The organism is Haloarcula sp. MBLA0163 (assembly GCF_055632435.1).
This window is the reverse complement of record NZ_CM145745.1, coordinates 2,820,527-2,839,720: the sequence shown is the minus strand read 5'-3', so window position 1 is coordinate 2,839,720 and position 19,194 is coordinate 2,820,527. Positions and strand designations below refer to the sequence as shown.

20 protein-coding genes are annotated in these 19,194 nt (G+C 65.1%); 19 read left to right on the top strand and 1 reads right to left on the bottom strand.

Features of this window, described 5'->3' with window-relative positions; all coding sequences use genetic code 11:
* The first annotated feature begins 51 nt into the window (after nucleotides 1-51).
* The 17 genes from ACV7GQ_RS15140 to flaJ all read left to right on the top strand — a co-directional run bounded on the left by ACV7GQ_RS15140 (nucleotide 52) and on the right by flaJ (nucleotide 15,500).
* Nucleotides 52-486 carry a chemotaxis protein CheW gene (locus ACV7GQ_RS15140; protein ID WP_470311046.1) on the top strand — a complete coding sequence of 145 codons (435 nt, stop codon included), beginning with the start codon at nucleotides 52-54 and terminating at the stop codon, nucleotides 484-486.
* Between the two features lie 84 nt (nucleotides 487-570).
* Nucleotides 571-1,296: an RAD55 family ATPase gene (locus ACV7GQ_RS15135; protein WP_470311045.1), complete on the top strand. Its 726-nt coding sequence runs from the start codon at nucleotides 571-573 to the stop codon at nucleotides 1,294-1,296.
* 155 nt (nucleotides 1,297-1,451) lie between these two features.
* Complete coding sequence (locus tag ACV7GQ_RS15130) at nucleotides 1,452-1,787, top strand: ArsR/SmtB family transcription factor (protein ID WP_470311044.1); 336 nt, start codon at nucleotides 1,452-1,454, stop codon at nucleotides 1,785-1,787.
* A gap of 92 nt (nucleotides 1,788-1,879) precedes the next feature.
* Nucleotides 1,880-2,155: a DUF7521 family protein gene (locus tag ACV7GQ_RS15125; protein WP_220618007.1), complete on the top strand. Its 276-nt coding sequence runs from the start codon at nucleotides 1,880-1,882 to the stop codon at nucleotides 2,153-2,155.
* Nucleotides 2,156-2,507: 352 nt separating this feature from the next.
* Complete coding sequence (locus tag ACV7GQ_RS15120; protein ID WP_470311043.1) at nucleotides 2,508-3,119, top strand: archaellin/type IV pilin N-terminal domain-containing protein; 612 nt, start codon at nucleotides 2,508-2,510, stop codon at nucleotides 3,117-3,119.
* Between the two features lie 102 nt (nucleotides 3,120-3,221).
* Complete coding sequence (locus ACV7GQ_RS15115; RefSeq protein ID WP_470311042.1) at nucleotides 3,222-3,791, top strand: DUF7500 family protein; 570 nt, start codon at nucleotides 3,222-3,224, stop codon at nucleotides 3,789-3,791.
* Between the two features lie 45 nt (nucleotides 3,792-3,836).
* A complete protein-coding gene (locus ACV7GQ_RS15110) occupies nucleotides 3,837-4,313 on the top strand; it encodes a hypothetical protein (RefSeq protein ID WP_470311041.1) in 477 nt (158 codons plus the stop codon).
* On the top strand, nucleotides 4,310-6,367 hold the full coding sequence (locus tag ACV7GQ_RS15105; RefSeq protein WP_470311040.1) for a hypothetical protein: 2,058 nt from the start codon (nucleotides 4,310-4,312) through the stop codon (nucleotides 6,365-6,367). Before ACV7GQ_RS15110 ends, ACV7GQ_RS15105 begins: the two co-directional genes overlap by 4 nt.
* Before the next feature lie 108 nt (nucleotides 6,368-6,475).
* On the top strand, nucleotides 6,476-6,835 hold the full coding sequence (cheY, locus tag ACV7GQ_RS15100; protein WP_220617808.1) for a chemotaxis protein CheY: 360 nt from the start codon (nucleotides 6,476-6,478) through the stop codon (nucleotides 6,833-6,835).
* A complete protein-coding gene (locus tag ACV7GQ_RS15095; RefSeq protein ID WP_470311039.1) occupies nucleotides 6,836-8,053 on the top strand; it encodes a chemotaxis protein CheC in 1,218 nt (405 codons plus the stop codon).
* Nucleotides 8,053-8,574, top strand: a complete 522-nt coding sequence (locus tag ACV7GQ_RS15090) for a chemotaxis protein CheD (protein WP_470311038.1) — start codon at nucleotides 8,053-8,055, stop codon at nucleotides 8,572-8,574. Before ACV7GQ_RS15095 ends, ACV7GQ_RS15090 begins: the two co-directional genes overlap by 1 nt.
* Nucleotides 8,575-8,814: 240 nt before the next feature.
* On the top strand, nucleotides 8,815-10,416 hold the full coding sequence (locus ACV7GQ_RS15085; protein WP_470311037.1) for a FlaD/FlaE family flagellar protein: 1,602 nt from the start codon (nucleotides 8,815-8,817) through the stop codon (nucleotides 10,414-10,416).
* Complete coding sequence (arlF, locus tag ACV7GQ_RS15080; protein WP_470311036.1) at nucleotides 10,400-10,843, top strand: archaellum stator protein ArlF; 444 nt, start codon at nucleotides 10,400-10,402, stop codon at nucleotides 10,841-10,843. The genes ACV7GQ_RS15085 and arlF overlap by 17 nt, the downstream gene beginning before the upstream one ends.
* Entirely contained in the window at nucleotides 10,844-11,302 is a 459-nt protein-coding gene (arlG, locus tag ACV7GQ_RS15075; protein ID WP_470311035.1) for an archaellum stator protein ArlG, read from the top strand.
* Complete coding sequence (gene arlH / locus ACV7GQ_RS15070; RefSeq protein WP_220617814.1) at nucleotides 11,299-12,060, top strand: archaellum protein ArlH; 762 nt, start codon at nucleotides 11,299-11,301, stop codon at nucleotides 12,058-12,060. Before arlG ends, arlH begins: the two co-directional genes overlap by 4 nt.
* 15 nt (nucleotides 12,061-12,075) lie before the next feature.
* The gene (locus ACV7GQ_RS15065; protein WP_470311034.1) at nucleotides 12,076-13,749 is read left to right on the top strand and encodes a type II/IV secretion system ATPase subunit; all 1,674 of its coding nucleotides are present in this window, start codon (nucleotides 12,076-12,078) and stop codon (nucleotides 13,747-13,749) included.
* A 2-nt stretch (nucleotides 13,750-13,751) separates the two neighbouring features.
* Nucleotides 13,752-15,500 (top strand): archaellar assembly protein FlaJ, encoded by a 1,749-nt coding sequence (flaJ, locus tag ACV7GQ_RS15060; RefSeq protein ID WP_470311033.1) that lies wholly within the window; start codon nucleotides 13,752-13,754, stop codon nucleotides 15,498-15,500.
* A gap of 179 nt (nucleotides 15,501-15,679) precedes the next feature.
* Here the strand turns inward: flaJ and ACV7GQ_RS15055 are convergent, their stop codons facing one another.
* Entirely contained in the window at nucleotides 15,680-17,656 is a 1,977-nt protein-coding gene (locus ACV7GQ_RS15055) for an aconitate hydratase (protein WP_470311032.1), read from the bottom strand.
* 137 nt (nucleotides 17,657-17,793) lie between these two features.
* On the opposite strand from ACV7GQ_RS15055, the gene ACV7GQ_RS15050 reads away from it, so the two are divergent.
* Together ACV7GQ_RS15050 and ACV7GQ_RS15045 are read left to right on the top strand one after the other, a co-directional pair.
* Entirely contained in the window at nucleotides 17,794-18,258 is a 465-nt protein-coding gene (locus tag ACV7GQ_RS15050; protein WP_470311031.1) for a deoxyuridine 5'-triphosphate nucleotidohydrolase, read from the top strand.
* Between the two features lie 224 nt (nucleotides 18,259-18,482).
* Nucleotides 18,483-19,145 carry a helix-turn-helix domain-containing protein gene (locus ACV7GQ_RS15045; RefSeq protein ID WP_470311030.1) on the top strand — a complete coding sequence of 221 codons (663 nt, stop codon included), beginning with the start codon at nucleotides 18,483-18,485 and terminating at the stop codon, nucleotides 19,143-19,145.
* Nucleotides 19,146-19,194: the final 49 nt, after the last annotated feature.

Sequence of the window (19,194 nt, the reverse complement as noted above, 5' to 3'; positions counted from 1 at the left end):
GCAGACATATTTATACGCACCTACGGACCACGTTCTGGTACTTCGGGAGCTATGTCAGCCCAGTCAGCCACAACCGGCCAGGTGCTCGAGTTCGAACTCGGCGAGGAGACCTACTGCGTCAGCATCGACTACGTGACCGAGATCGTCGACGTCGGTGACCTCACACAGGTCCCCAACGCGCCGGCACACGTCGAGGGGGTCATGGACCTCCGCGGCCGCACCACCTCCATCGTCGACCCGAAGGTGGTCTTCGGTATCGACGACGACACCGACGGCAAACGCATCATCGTCTTCGACCCGGCCATCGTCCAGAGCCAGGGCGCGGCCGGATGGGTCGTCGACGAGGTGTTCCAGGTGGTCCAGATATCGCCCGAACAGGTCGACCAGTCGCCCGCCAACGACACGGGGTCCATCCGCGGCGTCGTCAAGCGGGACGACGACTTCGTCATCTGGGTGGACCCCGCTATCGTCCACAGCGAGGGCTGAGACCGCTGTTCCCGGGCGTCCGTGAACAAGGCTTTTCACATCCTACGACACAGGCTTACACAACCTCCTTCCGACTCATACAACATGATAGAGCAAACCAAGACGGGCATCGACGGCCTCGACGACATCCTCAACGGCGGTATCGTGACCAACTCGACGACCCTCATCAGCGGGAACCCCGGTGCCGGGAAGTCGATTCTCTGTCTCCAGTACCTCTACAACGGCGTCGAACAGTTCGACGAGAAGGGCATCTACCTCACCTTCGAGGAGAACGAGTCCGACCTCCGGCAGGCCGCGGAGTCGCTGGGCTTCGACAAGTGGCCCCAGTTCGTCGAGAACGGCGACATCAAGGTGTACGACAAGCAGGTGCTCCTCCGGGAGAACGACTTCTCCTCGTCGATGGACCTCCTCCTCGAGGACCTCGAGGACGACGCGTACGACCGGCTCGTCCTGGACTCGCTGGCGATGTTCGAACTGTTCTTCGAGGACGAGACGGAGAAACGGACCTACCTCCTGAAGTTCACCGACATCCTCCGGGAGAACGGCCTGACCGCGCTCCTGACAAACGAACAGGGCGCGGTGTTCCCCGACACCGAGATCGGACTCGAGAACTACCTCACCGACGGCAACATCTACCTCATCCAGACGCCGACCGACACCGGCGTCAACCGCTACGTCTGGGTCGCGAAGATGCGCAAGCAGAACATCGAGACCGACATCTATCCGATGGAGATCGACTGGGGTGGCATCAAGGTCCACCAGAACGCCAGCGCGTTCTCGATGATGAGCGAGGAAGAGTCCCCGATATAAGCCTCCCTTAAGCCGTTATTAACTCTTGAAACGACCGCTTCAGGCTGTCTAAGTGGGATTCTCGGCTTTTCGCTGGTAACCGGCTCTTCGGGCCGAACTCACGTAGTATCATCGGCGATAGTTTTATTAAATGCCAAATTCATGTTTTGATAACGATGGCTTCAGCGGATCTTCTCCAGACGCTGGGGAACAAATACAGCGCCGAGATTCTCGACGCTACCGACGAACCGGTCTCAGCGCAGGAGTTGAGCGACGAGCTCGGTATCCCTATCGCTACCTGTTATCGCCGCATCGACGAACTCACCGAACACGACCTGCTGGAACTCCACGACAACATCCTCTCGGACGACCGGCGTCGCATCAAGGTGTACCGACGGAACGTAGACGAGGTCAGCGTCGACTTCGAGGACGACCTGACCGTCCACGTCGAGGAACGCTCGGAAGTGACCAACAAACTCGACGAGGCGTGGCGGACGCTCTCGGACGGATAGCGTCCGGGACTGGCCTCCTCTTCTGATTATCAGGACAGATATTTTAGCGGGTGGATTTAATAACGGGTTTCGCATAGCCGTTGGTAGTGCCGATGATAGAACTCCTCTACGCCATCTCGACGCTCGTGTTCGTCGTTGCCGGCCTCACCATGGTCGGGATGGCGATGCGGGCGTACGTCCAGACGTCCCGGCAGGCGATGCTCCACCTCTCGCTGGGGTTCTCGCTCGCCGTCGCGGGTGCGGCCGCGACGATGATCAGCGCGTTCGTCAACGACTTCGAAGGGGTGCGCTCACTGTTGCTGGTCAACAGCGGACTGACGACGTTCGGGTACCTGTTCGTGATGTACAGTCTCGTCACCTACGAGTGACCGCCGTCCGACAGCTGCCGGGCCGCCGTGCCGAAGCGTTCTCTCCGCTGTTTGACAAGGTTCGTCCTGGCCTTCGTGACCGATTAACCCCGCATTTACCACTAGCTGGTGTCGTCGACAGTAGCTGTGGAACCGCGTGTTCACTACGGACCCAACAGTTCGGAGTCGCCTACCCGCCGTTTTCACAGAATGTGTTCGCCGCTTGTAACCGGTCGATTCCGATGGGCAAATCTTGCTCAAACGCTGTATTAGACTCTGAAATACGCGTTATCACGATAGATATTTTGGGGGGAGGTATTATTACTGGTGAAATGCCGAATGTTAGTAGGGTCAGACAGGCCCGGAAATATCAATGTTCACGGAACTACGAAACGACGACGACCGCGGCCAGGTCGGTATCGGTACCCTCATCGTGTTCATCGCGATGGTGCTGGTCGCCGCGATCGCCGCGGGCGTCCTGATCAACACGGCTGGTTTCCTCCAGAGCAGTGCGGAGGAGACCGGACAACAGAGCAGTGACCAAGTGACCAACCGGCTTGAAGTGGTGAGTACGGTGGGCACCGACATCTTCAGTGGGAACAGTACGGTTGGGACTGTTGAAGTCACGGTAAAGAAGGCCCCCGGTGCAGCGAACATCGACATCGGGAGTACGATTGCGCAAATGGTCCTCTCTAGCGGATCATACGATTTGACCGTCGATACAGATAGCCCAACGACGGCGAACAGTGATTACTTCGCTGTCAGTACCGTGCAGGACGATGATTCGTCGATTACTGACAGTCAGGTTCTCAACGATCCGTCGGACCGTGCGACGCTGGAGTTCTCTATCACTGCTATAAAGGGAAGTGGCCTCGCGGAGGGCGAGACGGCGACGATTCAGGTGAACACCCAATCCGGTGGTTCCACCACGATTACTCTGACCGTCCCGGAGACCCTGTCCGGTAACTCCGCAGTCACGCTGTAAGCCGGCGCACTTTCTCTTTTCTCGCTATCGAACTCCCGCCAGCGACGCGTCTGTGACCCCACCAGCGACGGAATTATACCACTCCCTTACGCACTAGTGGCTATGGCCCCGGGGTCAGACGAACCGAATCCGGAGGACGGCAAGATACTCTCCCCGGAGGAGCTGGACATCGCGGACGACGACCACGTCACGGAAATTGACGAGGGTCGGTACGTCGTCTCGCCGGACGTACGGACCGACGACTCCTACGGCAATCAGGTATCCGCCGAATCGGACCCGGCCCCACAGCCGTCGCCGGACCCCGAACCCGAGACCCCCGAGTTCACCGACGCGAACGTCCACGAGTGGCTGGCAGAGAAGATGGCCGACTCGAACAGTCGCTACGGCTTCGACGTGACCGCGAAGTTCGACGGCGACGTCGACCAGCAGCAACTCGTCTCCAACGACATCGTCACCGCCTTCGAGAGCTTCATGCTCTGGTACGGTCGGCAGATGGACGGGTCGACGCCGGTCGAGGATGTCCTGGGCATCCTCCTCTCGGAGTCGAACGTCCCGGTGAAGTACCCGCCGGGGAGCTTCAGACAGATGGTGCAGTCGACGGGGCTCTCGCCCGACGACAGCATCGCCGACCTCGTCGAAGCCGTCGAAGAACAGAACGGTGCGCAGTTCTGAACGTCGAGAACTTTAACTCCGGCCGGTGTCGTTCTCCGGCAGACGATGGGCCAACGGTATCTGACGACCGGTGTCGCACTCTTCGTGGTGGTCGTCTCGCTAGCGACGGGGCCGCTGGCGGGCGTCGACGTGACGGCCGAGCGCACGACCGACTTCGGTGAGGGGACTGCGACCGTCTCGACGGTGGACGTCGACACCTCGGCGCTGCGTCTCACCGAGGGCCGTTTCGGCACCGCCGTCGAGTACGTCCGGCCGCCGACGGCGACGGTCCGCGTCACGTCGGTCACCGGTCGGCCGCGGCTCGTCTATCTCGTCTCGGTGCCGGCTATCGACGTCGAACTCCTGGCGACGACGGTCGTACGCGGCCCCGGGACCTATCGGCTCGCTCCCGAAGCACAGGGGCTGGCGGGTGGGACTGCAGCGGCGGCGACGTACGACGGCATCCTGACGGTCCGCGTCCAGAGTTTCACCACGGACCGCACTGTCTACCGCGAGAACGTGACCGTGGAGGTGGCGACGTGAGCGCCCTCGAGCGCGCCGAGCGGCGTCTCCGTGAGGTTGCATACTGGGTGTTCGCCGACCGGTACGGACTGGTCCTGTGGCTTGGCCTGCTCTGCTGGTTCGGGCTGACGTGGCGCGTCGGCGTCTTCATCCAGGACACGTACGCGACGGCGAACACGCTGGTCGCACTCGCGGACGGGCAGTTACACGTCACCGAAATTCGCTACTCGCTCACGCTGGGGTCACAGCCAGGCCTCCATCGGTACGACGGATTGCTGTACGGCCGCAACTACGGGCAACTCGCGCTGGCGGTGCCGCTGGTCTGGGCGCTGGAGGGGTTGACCGTACTGGTCGACCCGCGACTCCTCCTCGCCGGTCTGTGGGCCGGTCTCGGACTGGCATTCGTCACGCAGGTTGGGCGACTCGACGGCGCCGACCGCGGGCGGACGGTCACCATAGGGTCGGTCGTCGTGGCGCTCCTCTTCGCCGGGAGCGTGCTGACGGCGACGAATCTCGACCCGGCTCAACTCGCGCTGGCGGCCTACCAGCTCTCGACGATGGCCGCGGCGGCGACGGCCGGACTCGTCCTGTACCGGCTGGTCGCCGAGTGGCACGGCCGACGGGTCGGGGTGGCCGCGGGTGCCGCGCTCGGGCTCGCGACCCCCGTCGGCTTCTGGGCCACGATTCCGAAACGGCACACGCTTGTCGCCGCGCTGGTGCTCGCCGCGGTGTACGCCTTCGCCGTGAGCAGACGGGCCGACGGCCGGACTGCTCTCCGGGCTAGAGCGGCGGCGTACGCCTTCGCCGGCGCGATAACCTGGGTCCACGCGTTCGAGGCGTTCTTCGTCGTCGGCGTCCTGGGCACCGTCGACCTTCTGACCGCGCGGTCGAACCGGCCGCGTGACCTGCTGGTCGTCGGCCTCGTCCTCCTGCTCGCGGCGACGCCGATGCTGGCGACGAACTACGCCATCTCCGGCAACCCCGCGGAACCGCCGCGCCTGTTGCCGAACGTCGACGGCGGAGACGTCGAGTTCTCGCCAGACATGGACGGTGGGACCGGCGAGAGCGGGGGAACCGACGGTGCGAGCTCCGGTACGGACGACGGAAGTGGTACCGGCGGCGGTGGAGGCGGTACGAGCTCCGGTGCGGATGGGGAGAGTAGCACCGGCGGCGGTGGGGACGGTACGAGCGGCACACAGGACGAAGGCGAGTCGGCGAGCACACCGCCCGATACCGACCCGGTCGGGTCGTTCATCGAGTCGACCGCCGACGCTGCCACGGCGACAGCCGACGCCGTGGGGCCGATATGGTCGTTCGCCGGTGGGGCAGTCGCCGACGGCGTCGATACGCTCGACGAACCGACCCGCCTCTCGCACGTCTTCGTCCGGAGCGGCCACGTACCGGGCGTCCGCTACGGGCTCAACGACTACGAGGTGATAGAACTCAGCTTGCTGGAGGCGACGCCGCTACTCGGGGCGTTGCTGGCGCTGCCGGTACTCGCGGGGCGACGACTGACCGGAACCGCGTTCGGCTCGCTCCGCCCGCCCAATCCCCGCACGCTCTCGCCACGCCGGCAGACGGACGCGCTCGTCGTGGCGCTGGCCGTCGTCCTGACGGTCGTCTACCTCCCCCGGTTACCGCTGTTCAGTCAGTTGACGGTGCGCTACCTCCACCCCGTCGTCCTGCTCGCGGCGTACGGGGTCTGTCGGGTGCCCGCCGTCCGGGCGGCCGTAGCCGACGAGACTGCGTGGTTGGCTCGGGCCTACGCCGCGAGCCTGCTGTTGGCAGTCGCCGTCGTCCTCGGCGGTATCGTGGGCCTCGACCTGGCACTCGGGGAGGCCGTGCAGTACCACGCGCTGTGGAACCTCGCGGCCGCGGCCGTGTGCGCCGGCGCCGTGGTCGGCCGGACGGTCGCGCCCGACCGGGTGCCTGCCCGGGCCGTGGCGGTCGGACTCGCGCTGCCGGCGGGGTTCACGACGGCGTTTCTGGCCCTGTCGGGGCTCGTGTACTTCGGTTACGGGACCTACGCCTTCGACCTGGTCCGGGTCGTCGCCGACCTGTTGCCGACGCTGTGAGCGGGGGGACGGCGAGGGTCCCATCCGGCCGCAGTACACCGGTATCAGAGGCGATAATTTACGGGACACCTTTATTTAGCTCATCACGGTACTTCGTGTCGATAGGTCATGCCAGACGTACTGATTGCCGACGACTCGGAGTTTATGCGCAACCTCCTGCGGGAGATTCTCGAAGAGGACCACACCATCGTCGGGGAGGTCGAGAACGGCGTTGAGGCCGTCGAAGTGTACAAGGAAGAGACGCCCGACCTGGTGATGATGGACATCGTGATGCCCATCCGTGACGGCATCGAGGCGACCGACGAGATAAAGTCCAGCAACCCGGACGCGAACGTCATCATGTGCACGAGCGTCGGCCAGGAGGAGAAGATGAAAGAGGCGGTCAAGGCGGGTGCGGACGGCTACATCACGAAGCCGTTCCAGAAGCCGAGCGTCATCGAGGCCATCGAGGACGTCGTCCCGTCATAGATGCACGTCGACATCCAGTCGCTCGGCACGTTCAACCAACTCGCACACGAGGGGGCCCAGCAGGCCACGCAGTCGCTGGCACAGATGACGGGCATCGACGCCGTCGTCGACGTGACCAAGATTACGCTGCTGGGCCGGGCCGACGTGGGCGACGACCTCACCGGGGCGGAGTTCGTCGGCGTCCAGTTCGGGTTCGAGGGGGCACTCGAGGGGGAGACGGTCCTCGTCTTCGACCGGGACTCGGCCGACACTATCGCCGACTCGCTGATGCCGGGGGCGAGCGACGACCCGGCGATGGCCCGGAGCAGCGTCGAGGAGATAGGCAACATCATGATGAGCGGGTTCATCGACGGGTGGGCCGACTACCTCGACTCCACCATCGACCACTCGCCCCCCGAGTACATCGAACGGTCGGGCGCCGACGTGGTGCCCGACGCCCCCGAACACGACGAGCACCAGCAGGTGTTCGTCTTCAAGTCAGAGATAGAGTGGGTCGGCGAGTCGGTCAACTTCTACATCTACATGCTCCCCGAGTACGACCCGCTCGCCGAGATGATGATGGAGCACGGCGACACCGAGGCCGACGCCATCCCCATCGACAAACTCCAGACGTTCAACGAGATGACGACCAGCGGCACCCAGCAGGCCGCGGGCAACGTCGAGATGATGACGGGTATCCCGACCGAGGCGGAGGTGACACAGATCAGTTTCGCCCCCATCGAGGACGTCCCGAAGCAGATCGGGACCGACACCTACGTCGGGACGGTGGTGGAGTTCACCGGCGTCCCGAGCGGCTACCTGATGGTGCTGTTCGACGAGGTCTCGGCGGTCAACGTCGCCGAGGCGATGATGCCCGTCGAGGTCGAGGGCGACGGTGTGACCGACCAGCACAAGGCCGCCATCGAGGAGCTGGGCAACATCATGACCAGCGGGTTCGTCGACGGGTGGGCGAACGTCCTCCAGACGTCGGTCGACCACACGCCGCCGCGGCTGGTCCACGACATGGGCCGGTCCATCGTCGACCCCCTCGCGGCGCAGGTCGGCCAGCACCAGGAGCACGCGTTCATCATCAACTCGACGATGCGGACCGACGACATCGAGTTCAACGCCGAGATACACGCGCTGCCCAACGAGAAGGAACTGCGAGAAGCGCTCGAGGACCTAGACGTCGAGCGTGCCGACGAGACCGACGCGGACGTCGAACAGATATTCGAATAATGAAGGTGTACGACGGCAGCGAGACAGAGAGTGCCCGCCAGAGCGAACCGGAGCGTATCAAGGTCGGCATCGCCGAGTATCGGGTGACGACCGACGAGGCCGTCCTGACGACCAGCGGACTGGGCTCGTGTATCGGCGTCGGCATCTACGACGAGGTGTCGGGTGCCGCCGGACTCGTCCACGTCATGCTGCCGACGGCGGAGGACGTCGAAGGCGGGAACCGGGCGAAGTTCGCCGACACCGGGGTCGCGGCCCTCGTCGAGGCGCTGGAGGCCGAGGGTGCCTCGCGCGACGGCATGCGCGCGAAGATAGCCGGGGGGAGCGACATGCTCGACTTCTCCGAGAACGGCCCCTCTATCGGCTCCCGGAACGCGGACCAGGTCAAGGAGACGCTGGCGGCATTCGACATCCCGGTGCTGGGCGAAGACGTCGGCGGCGACCACGGTCGCTCGCTCCGACTGGAGGCCGACACCGGCGACTTCGTGGTCAAGAGCGCGAACACTGAGTCGACGACGCTTTGATTTCGGCTCCCGATAACTGGGGCGGCCCGGGTATCACCGACGATGTCTGACGCCCGTCTGCCGGAAACGCGCCCTTCAGACGCTTTCGCGGCCAATCTCCACCTGAAGCACCCCTCTCAAGAAAAGTGCATACAAGAGAGCGCGAATTTTACATCTTAGTGCGCGGAAATAGCAGTTTTATTATCAACGATGATAGGCTAGACGGAATATTCAAGGGCGTTTGCGGCAATAAACTGGCTAATGAGTAGTCTCGCTCTCCTGCCGACGCTGCAGGCACCGGCCCCGGACGTGGTCGCACTCGTGCCCGCGTTGCTGGTGCTCCTCTCCGGGGGCCTCGTCGGTATGAGCATCAAGAACATGTTCGACTCCATCATGTCGGACGACGAGAGCGACGACGACGGCGACGACGAGATGGCCGACGGCGGCGGGCTGATGGCCGAAGAGGGTGGCGGTGGCGACGACCTCGGCGGGCTCGGCGGTCTCGACGACGGCGGCGACGACATGGGCGGGTTCGGCGACGACGAGTTCGGCGACATGGAGGACGCGACCGGGCCGGACACCGACGAACTGGAACACCGCATCGACGAACTGGAGAACGAGGTCGGCAGTCTCTCCTCGACGGTCAACACGGTCCGCACCGAGAACGAGTCCATCTCCGAGTCGGTCGACGAGGTACAGGAGAACGTCCGGAAACTGCTGGACATCTACGAGATGGTCACGCGCGGGGTCAACCCCTTCGCGGACGACGTCGACGCCGGGATGGGCGGCGGCATGGGCGGCGGTGGCTCCTTCGGCCTGTTCGACGACGACGGCAGTGGCGACGACGAAGAGGATATCGACGACGACGTCGCCACCGCGGACGCCGAGGGCTTCTTCGACGAGGACCTCGTCGAGGACGACGGCGGCGGTATGGCGATGGACGATGGCGACGACATGTTCGCCGACGACGACTTCGGCGGTGACGACTTCGAGGACGACGGCGGGTCGTTCGACGAGGGGTTCGACGACTTCGAGGAGGACGACGACATGAGCATGGACGACGGACTCGACGTGGACGAGGGGAGCACCGACGACGGCGACGACGGTGAGGGTGGCAAGTCCTTCGCCGAATTGAAAGACGAGTACGAGTCCGGCGACGCCGACTGGGCCGAGGGCGAGGCGTCGGCCGACGAGGCGGCGACGGACGCGGGCGACGAGACGCTGGACGACGGCGAGGACCTCTCGGCGGACGACGGCCTGCTCGAGGACGACGACGGTGGCCTCGAGGACGACGACCTGTTCGACGAGGTCATCGAGGACGACGCGATGGACGACACCGCCGACGAGGCGGGCGACGTCGCCGGAGCCGTCGACCCGGACCCCGAGCCGGAACCAGAACCGGAACCCGAAGTCACCCCCGACCCGGACCCTGAACCGGAGCCGGAACCCGAGGTCACGTCCGACCCGGAGCCGGAACCGGAGCCCGAACCGACGACAGGGGCGGACCACGACGCCGACAGCGACGGCGGCAAACCGTACCTCCAGACGATGCCGGAGGGGTTCGCGGCGGACCTCATCGTCGTGGAGTGGCTGGAGTTCCTCGTCAGTCAGGCGGGCTACCGCGAGGCGTCCCGTGCGATAGACTACTACGAGACCATCGGCTGGATAGACGCGTCCGTCGCCGACAGCCTCACGGAGTACCTCCGCGGGTTCGACGACGTGGACGACGCCGGCACCGGTCTCACCATCGACCACCACACCGAGAGCCTCCGCTACATCTCGCAGTTGGACGACGACAGCGGGGCCGACGCCGTCGCGCTCTCGAAACTCGTCGGAGGTGGTGCCGATGGGCTTCAGCGTTAGCGGCTCGGCGGCCCTCATCTTCGTCGCCATGTTCATCGGGTTCGGGATGTTCTACTCGGCGACGGCCAACGGGTTCGAGAACGTCAACGACGCCCGCGACGCACAGGCCGACCGGACGCTCGAACAGCAGAACACGGCCATCGACGTGACCGACGTGACCTACAACACGACGGCCGACTCGCTGAACGTCACCGTCGTCAACACGGGGTCGACGGACCTGACCGTCGCCGACGTGGACCTGCTCGCGGACAACGTGTATCTCACGGGCTACCGGACCGCCGTCGACGGCGACGAGACGACGGACCTCTGGCTCCCCGAGGAACGACTCGTCGTCAACGCCACGGGCCTGACGACGGACCCCGGTCGTGTGAAGCTGGTCACCGGCCCCGGCGTCTCGGCCGTCGAGACGACGCAGGTGGTGAGCTAGATGGCGAGCGTCTCCGTCTCCCACCTCATCATCTTCATCGCCTCGATGATGATCGCGGCGAGCGTCGCCGGCGTGTTCACCGACAGCATCGGGCAGTTGAGCAACGCCGTCTCCGAACAGGGACTGGACGTCAGCCGCGACGTCCGGACCGACGTCGAGATAATCTCCGACAGCGGCAGTGACGCGGTCTACGACAGCGACGGCAACCAGAACGTCACGCTCCACGTCAAGAACACCGGGTCCGAACCGCTCGGGGCCGACCCCGGACAGATGGACCTGTTCCTCGACGGACAGTTCGTCTCCGAGTTCGGGGTGACGCTGCTCGACGACACCGGCGGCGTCTGGCGACCCGGGACGGTGGTCCGGGTCGAGATAGCGACGGCCGGCCTGTCGACGGGTGACCACCGCGTCAAGGTCATCGTCAACGGCGACGAGGAGGTGTTCAGGTTCCGCGTATGAGTCTCGCAAGCACCGACCTGTTCTCGCTGGGACTGGACGACCACGACCGACTGAACAAGGAACTGGGCGGGGGCATCCCGCCGGGTAGCATCATCCTCGTCGAGGGCGACTACGGCGCCGGCAAGTCGGCGATGAGCCAGCGGTTCACCTACGGCCTCTGCGAGGAGGGCCACGACGTGACGTACCTCTCGACGGAGCTCACCGTCGGGAGCTTCCTCGACCAGATGCACTCCCTGTCGTACGACATGGTCGACCACATCCTGGACGAGGACGTCCTCTTCCTGCACGCCGACATCGGGGACTCGAACACGTTCTCCGGCGGCGAGGAGGAACAGGACCGCAAGGAACTGCTCCGCCGCCTGATGGAGGCGGAGGTGATGTGGGACGCCGACGTCGTCGTCATCGACACGTTCGACGCCATCCTCCGGAACGACCCGAAATTCGAGGCGCTGGTCCGCCAGAACGACGAGCGACAGGCGGCCCTGGAGATAATCTCCTTCTTCAGGGACATCATCTCGCAGGGGAAGTGCATCATGCTCACCGTCGACCCGTCGACGCTGGACGAGGAGGCCATCGGCCCGTTCCGCGCCATCGCCGACGTGTTCATCGAACTGGAGATGATAGAGGTCGGCAACGACGTGCGCCGGCAGATCAACGTCCTGCGCTTCGCCGGCATGGGCGAACAGGTCGGTGACACCGTCGGGTTCTCCGTGCGGTCGGGGACCGGCATCGTCATCGAATCGCGGAGCGTCGCGTAAGAGGTGACCTAAGATATGACAGACCACGGACGCGCGAAACCCTCGGACGAACTTCGACAGATTGCCGCCCGTCGGCCCCACCTGCGGGACCACCTCAAGAAGTTCAAGCAGATCACCGGCGAGTTCCCGATGCTCATCGACGAGGCCGACGGCGAGTTCGAGTCCGACCGCCCGAACGTCCTCTACCCCGTCGGCGGCCCCATCTTCTGTCACATCTACGGCGACGTCGGACAGGACACGAAGTACTACGCCATCGAACCGGAGCTCGACCAGGACGAACGGGCCGTCTTCGGGAAGGTCCGCAACCGACTCCTCCAGAAGAGCGTCAACAAACCCGCCCCCGAGGACGAGGCGGAGTACGACGACCGCATCGAGGAGCTGCTACAGGAGACCACGCGCGTCCGCGACGAGGACGCCGACAGCGGCGTCCTCACGCGCCTGTCGAACCTCACCGACGTCGGCAGCGTCGAGGTCACCCAGTCCACCTACGAGAACATCCTCTACCGCCTCAACCGGGACATCGTCGGTCTCGGGCCGCTCGAACCGGTGATGCGCGACCCGGCCAACGAGGACATCCACGTCATCGGCCGCAGCGAGTGCCACGTCGACCACGGCGTCTACGGGATGCTGGAGACGACCGTCGAGTGGCAGAGCGAGGAGGCGTTCGACCAGTGGCTCCGGAACATGGGCGAACGGATGGGCGACCCGGTCTCGGACTCGGACCCCATCGTCGACTCGACGCTGCCGGACGGGTCGCGTCTGAACCTCATCTACTCCGACGACGTGAGCCTGAAAGGCCCCTCGCTCACCATCCGACAGGGCGACGAGATTCCCCTCTCGGTGTTCCAGATCACGAAGTGGATGACCCTCTCGCCGGAACTGGCCGCCTACCTCTGGCTCTGTCTCGAGAACGAACAGACGGTGTTCGTCGTCGGGGAGACGGCCTCGGGCAAGACGACGACGCTGAACGCCATCACCTCCTTCATCCCCGACGACGCGAAGATTTACACCGCCGAGGACACCGCCGAGGTGCTGCCGCCCCACAACACGTGGCAGCAACTGCTCACCCGCGAGGGCGAGGACGAGGGGACCAGCATCGACATGTTCGACCTCGTGGCGGCCGCACTCCGGTCCCGCCCCGACTACATCATCGTGGGCGAGGTCCGTGGCGAGGAGGGCCGGATGGCGTTCCAGGCGGCCCAGACCGGCCACCCGGTGATGTTGACCTTCCACGCCAGCGACATCGTCTCGATGATCCAGCGGTTCACCGGCGAACCCATCAACGTCCCCGAGACGTTCATGGACGTCGCCGACGTGGCCCTGTTCCAGAACCGCGTCAAGCAGGGCGACCAGGTCCTGCGCCGGGTCACGAGCGTCCAGGAGATAGAGGGCTACTCCAAGGAGATGGACGGCGTCGTCACCCGACAGGTGTTCAACTGGGACCCCGTCGAGGACGAGATCGTCTTCCAGGGGATGAACAACTCCTACGTCCTCGAGGAGCAGATCGCGACCCTGCTGGGGTACGAGGACACCCGCGACATCTACGACGACCTGCAGTTCCGGGCGAACCTCATCGAACGCGCCATCCAGGAGGGCATCCTCGGCTACCACGAGGTCAACGACTTCATCTCCGACTTCCAGCGCGACGGCGTCGAGGGCATCCCGTTCAACATCTCCAGGCCCAACTGACGATGGCCCAGAGCGAAGCCGAGACCGGCATCGACCTCACCATCACCGAGACCGTCCAGAGCCTCGTCGAGTCGTACCGCCAGATGACGATTCCGCTGGAGCGGTACCTCCTGTTCATCCTCCTGCCGTCGGTCGCCTTCTTCGTCGTCTCGACCGTCGCGGCGCTCCTGCTGGACCTCCCGATGGCCATCCGTGCGCCCATCCCACTGCTGGGCTTCCTCGCGATGGTGTCGGCCGTCTTCTACCCGAAGATACTGCTGAGCCAGCGCAAGCGCGAACTCAACAACCGCTTTCACCTCCTCATCACCCACATGACGGTGCTGGCGACGACGAAGATAGACCGCATGGAGGTGTTCCGCACGCTCGCCCAGGAGGAGGAGTACGGCGAGCTCGCCATGGAGATGCACCGCATCGTCCAGCTGGTCGACACGTGGAACCAGAGCCTCGACGACGCCTGTCGGCGCCGCGCCAAAGAGGTGCCCAGCGACGCTTTCTCGGACTTCCTCGACCGGCTGGCCTACACGCTCGGGGCCGGGCAGTCGCTGGAGGACTACCTGCTCTCCGAACAGGAGCAGATCATCCAGCACTACACCACGGTCTACCGGAGCTCGCTAGACAGTCTGGAGGTCATGAAGGACCTCTACCTCTCGATGATCCTCTCGATGACGTTCGCGCTGGTGTTCGCCGTCGTCCTCCCCGTCCTCACGGGGACGAACCCGACGATGACCGTCAGCGCCGTCATCGTGATGTTCATCTTCGTCCAGTCGGGCTTCTTCCTCGCCATCCGCTCGATGGCGCCGTACGACCCGGTGTGGTTCCACCCCGAGGAGTACCCCTCGCCCATCGAGGAGCGACTGGACAGGTCGATGTACGTCGGGGTCGGCCTCTCGGCGCTGCTCGCGTTCGTCACGGTCGGCGGCCTGTTCGGCGTCTCGCCGGTGACGCTGAACGACCTGCTGTTCTTCCTCGACTCGGTGCCGTTACCGTTCTACGCCGTCGTCCCCGTCACTCCGATGCTCGTCCCCGGCATCGTCTTCCGGCAGGAGGAACAGAGGGTGAAGGCGCGCGACGACGAGTTCCCCAGTTTCATCCGCGCGCTGGGGGCCACCGAAGGGGCGAAGCAGTCGACGACGGGGATGGTGCTCCGCACGCTCCGGAAGAAGGACTTCGGGCCGCTGACCCACAACATCGACGACCTGTACAAGCGCCTGAATATGCGCATCGAACCGACGGCGGCGTGGCGCTTCTTCACCGCCGACTGTCGCTCCTACCTCATCCAGACGTTCTCGGAGATGTACCTCATCGGCCGGGAGATGGGCGGGTCGCCGAAGCAACTGGGCGAACTCATCGCCGCCAACATGAACCAGGTGCTCCAGCTGCGCCAGAAGCGCAAGCAGGCGACGACGACGCTCGTCGGTCTGCTGTACGGGATTACAGCCGCCTCTACCTTCGCCTTCTTCATCGGCCTGCAGGTCGTCAACATCCTCGCCCAGATGTCCCTCGATTTGAACGCCGGGAGCCGGCTCGACGTGAACTCCCTCATCAACACCGGCGTCTACAACATCCCGCTCATCGAGTTCCTGCTGGTCATCATCATCATGTTCTCGGCGATGCTGTCGGCGCTGATGATCCGGACCGTCGACGGCGGGCACAAGGCCAACACCTACATGCACTTCGTCGTCCTCTCGTGGATCGGCGCCATCACCGGCACGTTCACGAAGTGGCTGGTGACGCAGTTCCTCGCCATCTGAGCTGCCCACGTTCTACCGCGGGGGCTTTGTGGGTCTCCGACCCTGCAGGACCCCATCGTCGAAAAACTCGGGGACGAAGGGCCGGTCGCGCGCCGGTGTCGCGGCACGGCGGCCGCTCCCGGTGGTCGTCGCGACGCTCACGGACTGGCGCGAAAAAATAACTCGGTTCGAGTGCCGAATCAGTCGTCGGCGGGCGTCGCGCCGCTGCCCTCTTCGTGCTGGGCCTTCGTGTGTGGCAGCTTGCCACCGGCGGCGAGGATCTCGCGCTCGCGCTCGGAGGCGTCCAGCGTGGCCGTGGCCTCCCAGTCGTCGTTGATCCGGATGGTGAACTCCTCCTGACCGGAGCGGACGGCCTCGGCGACGTCGTCGACGATCTGGATGTCGTCGCCCTGCTCGATCTTCTCGTAGGTCTCCTCGTCGATTTCGAGGGGGACGATACCGAAGTTGAACAGGTTCGCCTTGTGGATGCGGGCGAAGCTCTGGGCACAGACCGCCTCGATGCCCAGGTACATCGGACACAGCGCCGCGTGCTCACGCGAGGAGCCCTGCCCGTAGTTCTCGCCGGCGACGAGGACGCCGCCGTCGGACTCGAGGGCACGCTCCGCGAACGTGTCGTCGACACGCGAGAGCGTGAACTCCGAGAGCTTCGGGACGTTCGACCGGTACATCAGGATGTCCTGCGTGGCCGGGATGATGTGGTCCGTGGTGATGTTGTCCTCCATCTTGAGGAGGGCTTCACCGCCGACCTCGGCCTCGAGCGGGTCCTTCAGCGGGACGTCGCCGATGTTCGGGCCCTTGATGAGGTCGTCGTCGACGGCCTCGTCGGGGGCGATGAGGTCCGACTCGGAGTTGCCGATGTACTCGTCGGGCATCTCCAGGCCGGGCGCCTCGAGGTCGCCGAGCTCGTCGGCGAGGTCCCGCGGGTCGACGATCTCGCCGGCGATGGCCGCCGCGGTGGCGACCTCCGGCGAGCAGAGGTAGACGTTGTCGTCCTCGATGCCGGAGCGCCCCTCGAAGTTGCGGTTGAAGGTCCGCAGGGAGACCGAATCCGAAGCCGGGACGTGGCCGATGCCGATACAGGCACCGCAGGTCGCCTCGGAGAAGTTGACGCCGGCCGCCATCATCTCCGCGGTCCAGCCCTGTCGGGCCAGCATCTCGGAGGCCTGCTTCGACCCGGGGGCGACGATCATCTCGGTCTTCTTGTCGATGTTGCGCCCCTCGAGCATCTTCGCCGAGGGCAGGATGTCCTCGTAGGCACCGTTCGTACAGGAGCCGATGATGACCTGCTCGACGTCGACGCCCTCGACCTCGCGGACGGGGACGACGTTGTCGGGCATCGAGGGCTCGGCGATGAGCGGTTCGAGGTCCGAGAGGTCGACGACGATCTCGTCGTCGTATTCGGCGTCCTCGTCGGGGCCGATGTCCACGAACTCGTCCTCGCGGCCGAGGCGTTCGAGGTAGTCCTCGGTCTGCTCGTCCGTCGGGAAGATGGAGGAGGTGGCACCCAGTTCGGTGCCCATGTTGGTGATGGTCGTCCGCTCGGGGACGGTCAGCGTCTCGACGCCGGGGCCGGTGTACTCGAGCACCTTGCCGACGCCGCCCTTGACCGACAGGCGACGGAGGAGCTCGAGGATGACGTCCTTGGCGGTGGCCCACTCGGGCAGCTCGCCCTCGAGTCGGACGTTGACGACCTCGGGCATGTCGATGTAGTAGGCGCCGCCGCCCATCGCGACGGCGACGTCCAGTCCACCGGAGCCGATGGCCAGTTCGCCGAGGCCACCCGGCGTCGGGGTGTGGGAGTCCGAGCCGAGCATCGTCTTGCCCGGCGCGGCGAAGTTCTCCTTGTGGACGTTGTGACAGATACCGTTGCCGGGCCGCGAGAAGTGCGCGCCGAACGTGCCGGCGGCAGAGCGGAGGAAGCGGTGGTCGTCCGTGTTCTTGAAGTCGAACTGGTAGGTCTGGTGGTCACAGTACTGGGCGGCCAGCTCCGTCTGGACCTCTTCGAGGCCCAGCGCCTCGAACTGCAGCCAGACGAGCGTCCCGGTCGTGTCCTGTGTGAGTACCTGGTCGATCTCGATACCGATCTCCTCTCCGGGTGTCAGCTCCCCTTCGACGAGGTGGTCGTCGAGAATCTTTTCCGTGAGCGTCTGTCCCATAACGTCCCCATGTCGATTGCCAGCGCGTATAAATCCCGCGTATTCCGCCCTATTTTTCATCAACCGCTACCGGCGTCGGTCGATTTCCCGCGGCGGACAAACAGCAGTGTTTTCGCCGTGGGGGTCGACCCACCCCCATGTTCAAGAGTGGCGCGTTCGTCGCCGACCGGCTCGGCGACGTGCGGGAGGCGCAGGTCCAGCCGAACGGTGTCGACCTGACGCTGGGTGCGGTGTACGAGCAGGTAGCACCCGGTCGCATCGGGCGGGACGGCAAGACGGTCGGCGAGCGTCGCGAGCTCGAACCCGACGACGGCGTCTACTCGCTGGCGCGCGGTGGCTACGTCGTCGAGTACGCCGACCGCGTGGTCATTCCGGAGGGACATATCGGCTTTCTGTACCCCCGGTCCTCGCTGCTCCGCAACTCCTGCATGCTGGACACGGCCGTCTGGGACGCGGGCTACGAGGGCCGTGGCGAGGGGCTCCTGGAGGTCCACCACCCCATCGAACTGGAGCAGGGTGCCCGCGTCGCCCAGCTGGTCCTCGCGGAGGCGGCCCACGAGGGGACCTACGAGGGGAGCTACCAGCGCGAGAACCTCGACTGAGCGGCGTCGGTCCCGGACCGACGTCCGTGGCAGCCGCTCGGCCGGGTGCCGTGAAACCGTCGGACAGGTACATTTAACAGGTATCACTGGGTAATACTACACGGTGTCTCGGACCGCCGGGCCACGCCTCTGACAGCACGTTCCCTCGGTCCGCCCGGACACCCGTCTTCTGTCGGACGGTCGTCTGCCTGAGTTTTATGCCGCCGCCGCTCGAACGTAAGGACATGATTGTGGAATTTCACGTAGAGACAGGGTTCCTTCGTGACGCCGGCAGGTCGGCCGGCGACGGGGTCACGATGCAACATCTCCAGTGTACCGAGGACGGGTGTCGGGCCGTGGTCTGGGTCGGCACGGACGAGAAGAGCAGCGTCGACGCGACGCTGGTCGACGACGACGGGGTCGCCAGAGCGGTCCACGTCGGGCCGGAGGCCGGGGGTCACTGGTACGTCGTCCACACGACGGACGCGCCGCTGCAAACCGTCGGTGACGGGTTGCTACACACCGACGGCGTGTTCGTCCGGGCGACGTTCGACGACGGCGGCTGGGCGGTCCGCGGCCGGTTCCCCGACCGGAGCGCCGTCCTCACGTTCCGCGAACACGTCGTCGCGGAGAACCTCGACGTCGACGTCCGTTCGATGGTCGAGGACGACGCCGACGAGGCGACCGAGACGTTCGGCGTGACCGGCCCACAACGGGAGGTGCTCTTGCTCGCGCTCGAATCGGGGTACTTCACCGTCCCGCGGGACGCGTCGCTCTCGGACCTGGCGAGCGTCCTCGACATCTCCAGTCAGGCGGCCTCCGAACGGCTGCGCCGCGGGACGGGGACGCTCGTCGAACGGACGCTCGCGGCACCGGACCGTCACCAGCTCGGACTCCCGAACAACTGAGACGCGCCGCGGCGCCCCGCCGCGGGGCGGTTGTTTCACGTTCTGAAAC

What these genes read in the sequence shown, in the direction of transcription:
- ACV7GQ_RS15090 (WP_470311038.1), top strand. Translation starts at nt 8,053, where the DNA reads ATGAAGGTGTACGACGGCAGCGAGACAGAGAGTGCCCGCCAGAGCGAA.
- ACV7GQ_RS15085 (WP_470311037.1), top strand. Translation starts at nt 8,815, where the DNA reads ATGAGTAGTCTCGCTCTCCTGCCGACGCTGCAGGCACCGGCCCCGGAC.
- ACV7GQ_RS15135 (WP_470311045.1), top strand. Translation starts at nt 571, where the DNA reads ATGATAGAGCAAACCAAGACGGGCATCGACGGCCTCGACGACATCCTC.
- ACV7GQ_RS15140 (WP_470311046.1), top strand. Translation starts at nt 52, where the DNA reads ATGTCAGCCCAGTCAGCCACAACCGGCCAGGTGCTCGAGTTCGAACTC.
- ACV7GQ_RS15045 (WP_470311030.1), top strand. Translation starts at nt 18,483, where the DNA reads ATGATTGTGGAATTTCACGTAGAGACAGGGTTCCTTCGTGACGCCGGC.
- ACV7GQ_RS15120 (WP_470311043.1), top strand. Translation starts at nt 2,508, where the DNA reads ATGTTCACGGAACTACGAAACGACGACGACCGCGGCCAGGTCGGTATC.
- flaJ (WP_470311033.1), top strand. Translation starts at nt 13,752, where the DNA reads ATGGCCCAGAGCGAAGCCGAGACCGGCATCGACCTCACCATCACCGAG.
- ACV7GQ_RS15110 (WP_470311041.1), top strand. Translation starts at nt 3,837, where the DNA reads ATGGGCCAACGGTATCTGACGACCGGTGTCGCACTCTTCGTGGTGGTC.
- ACV7GQ_RS15065 (WP_470311034.1), top strand. Translation starts at nt 12,076, where the DNA reads ATGACAGACCACGGACGCGCGAAACCCTCGGACGAACTTCGACAGATT.
- arlF (WP_470311036.1), top strand. Translation starts at nt 10,400, where the DNA reads ATGGGCTTCAGCGTTAGCGGCTCGGCGGCCCTCATCTTCGTCGCCATG.
- ACV7GQ_RS15055 (WP_470311032.1), bottom strand. Translation starts at nt 17,656, where the DNA reads ATGGGACAGACGCTCACGGAAAAGATTCTCGACGACCACCTCGTCGAA.
- arlH (WP_220617814.1), top strand. Translation starts at nt 11,299, where the DNA reads ATGAGTCTCGCAAGCACCGACCTGTTCTCGCTGGGACTGGACGACCAC.
- ACV7GQ_RS15095 (WP_470311039.1), top strand. Translation starts at nt 6,836, where the DNA reads ATGCACGTCGACATCCAGTCGCTCGGCACGTTCAACCAACTCGCACAC.
- ACV7GQ_RS15050 (WP_470311031.1), top strand. Translation starts at nt 17,794, where the DNA reads ATGTTCAAGAGTGGCGCGTTCGTCGCCGACCGGCTCGGCGACGTGCGG.
- arlG (WP_470311035.1), top strand. Translation starts at nt 10,844, where the DNA reads ATGGCGAGCGTCTCCGTCTCCCACCTCATCATCTTCATCGCCTCGATG.
- cheY (WP_220617808.1), top strand. Translation starts at nt 6,476, where the DNA reads ATGCCAGACGTACTGATTGCCGACGACTCGGAGTTTATGCGCAACCTC.
- ACV7GQ_RS15115 (WP_470311042.1), top strand. Translation starts at nt 3,222, where the DNA reads ATGGCCCCGGGGTCAGACGAACCGAATCCGGAGGACGGCAAGATACTC.
- ACV7GQ_RS15130 (WP_470311044.1), top strand. Translation starts at nt 1,452, where the DNA reads ATGGCTTCAGCGGATCTTCTCCAGACGCTGGGGAACAAATACAGCGCC.
- ACV7GQ_RS15125 (WP_220618007.1), top strand. Translation starts at nt 1,880, where the DNA reads ATGATAGAACTCCTCTACGCCATCTCGACGCTCGTGTTCGTCGTTGCC.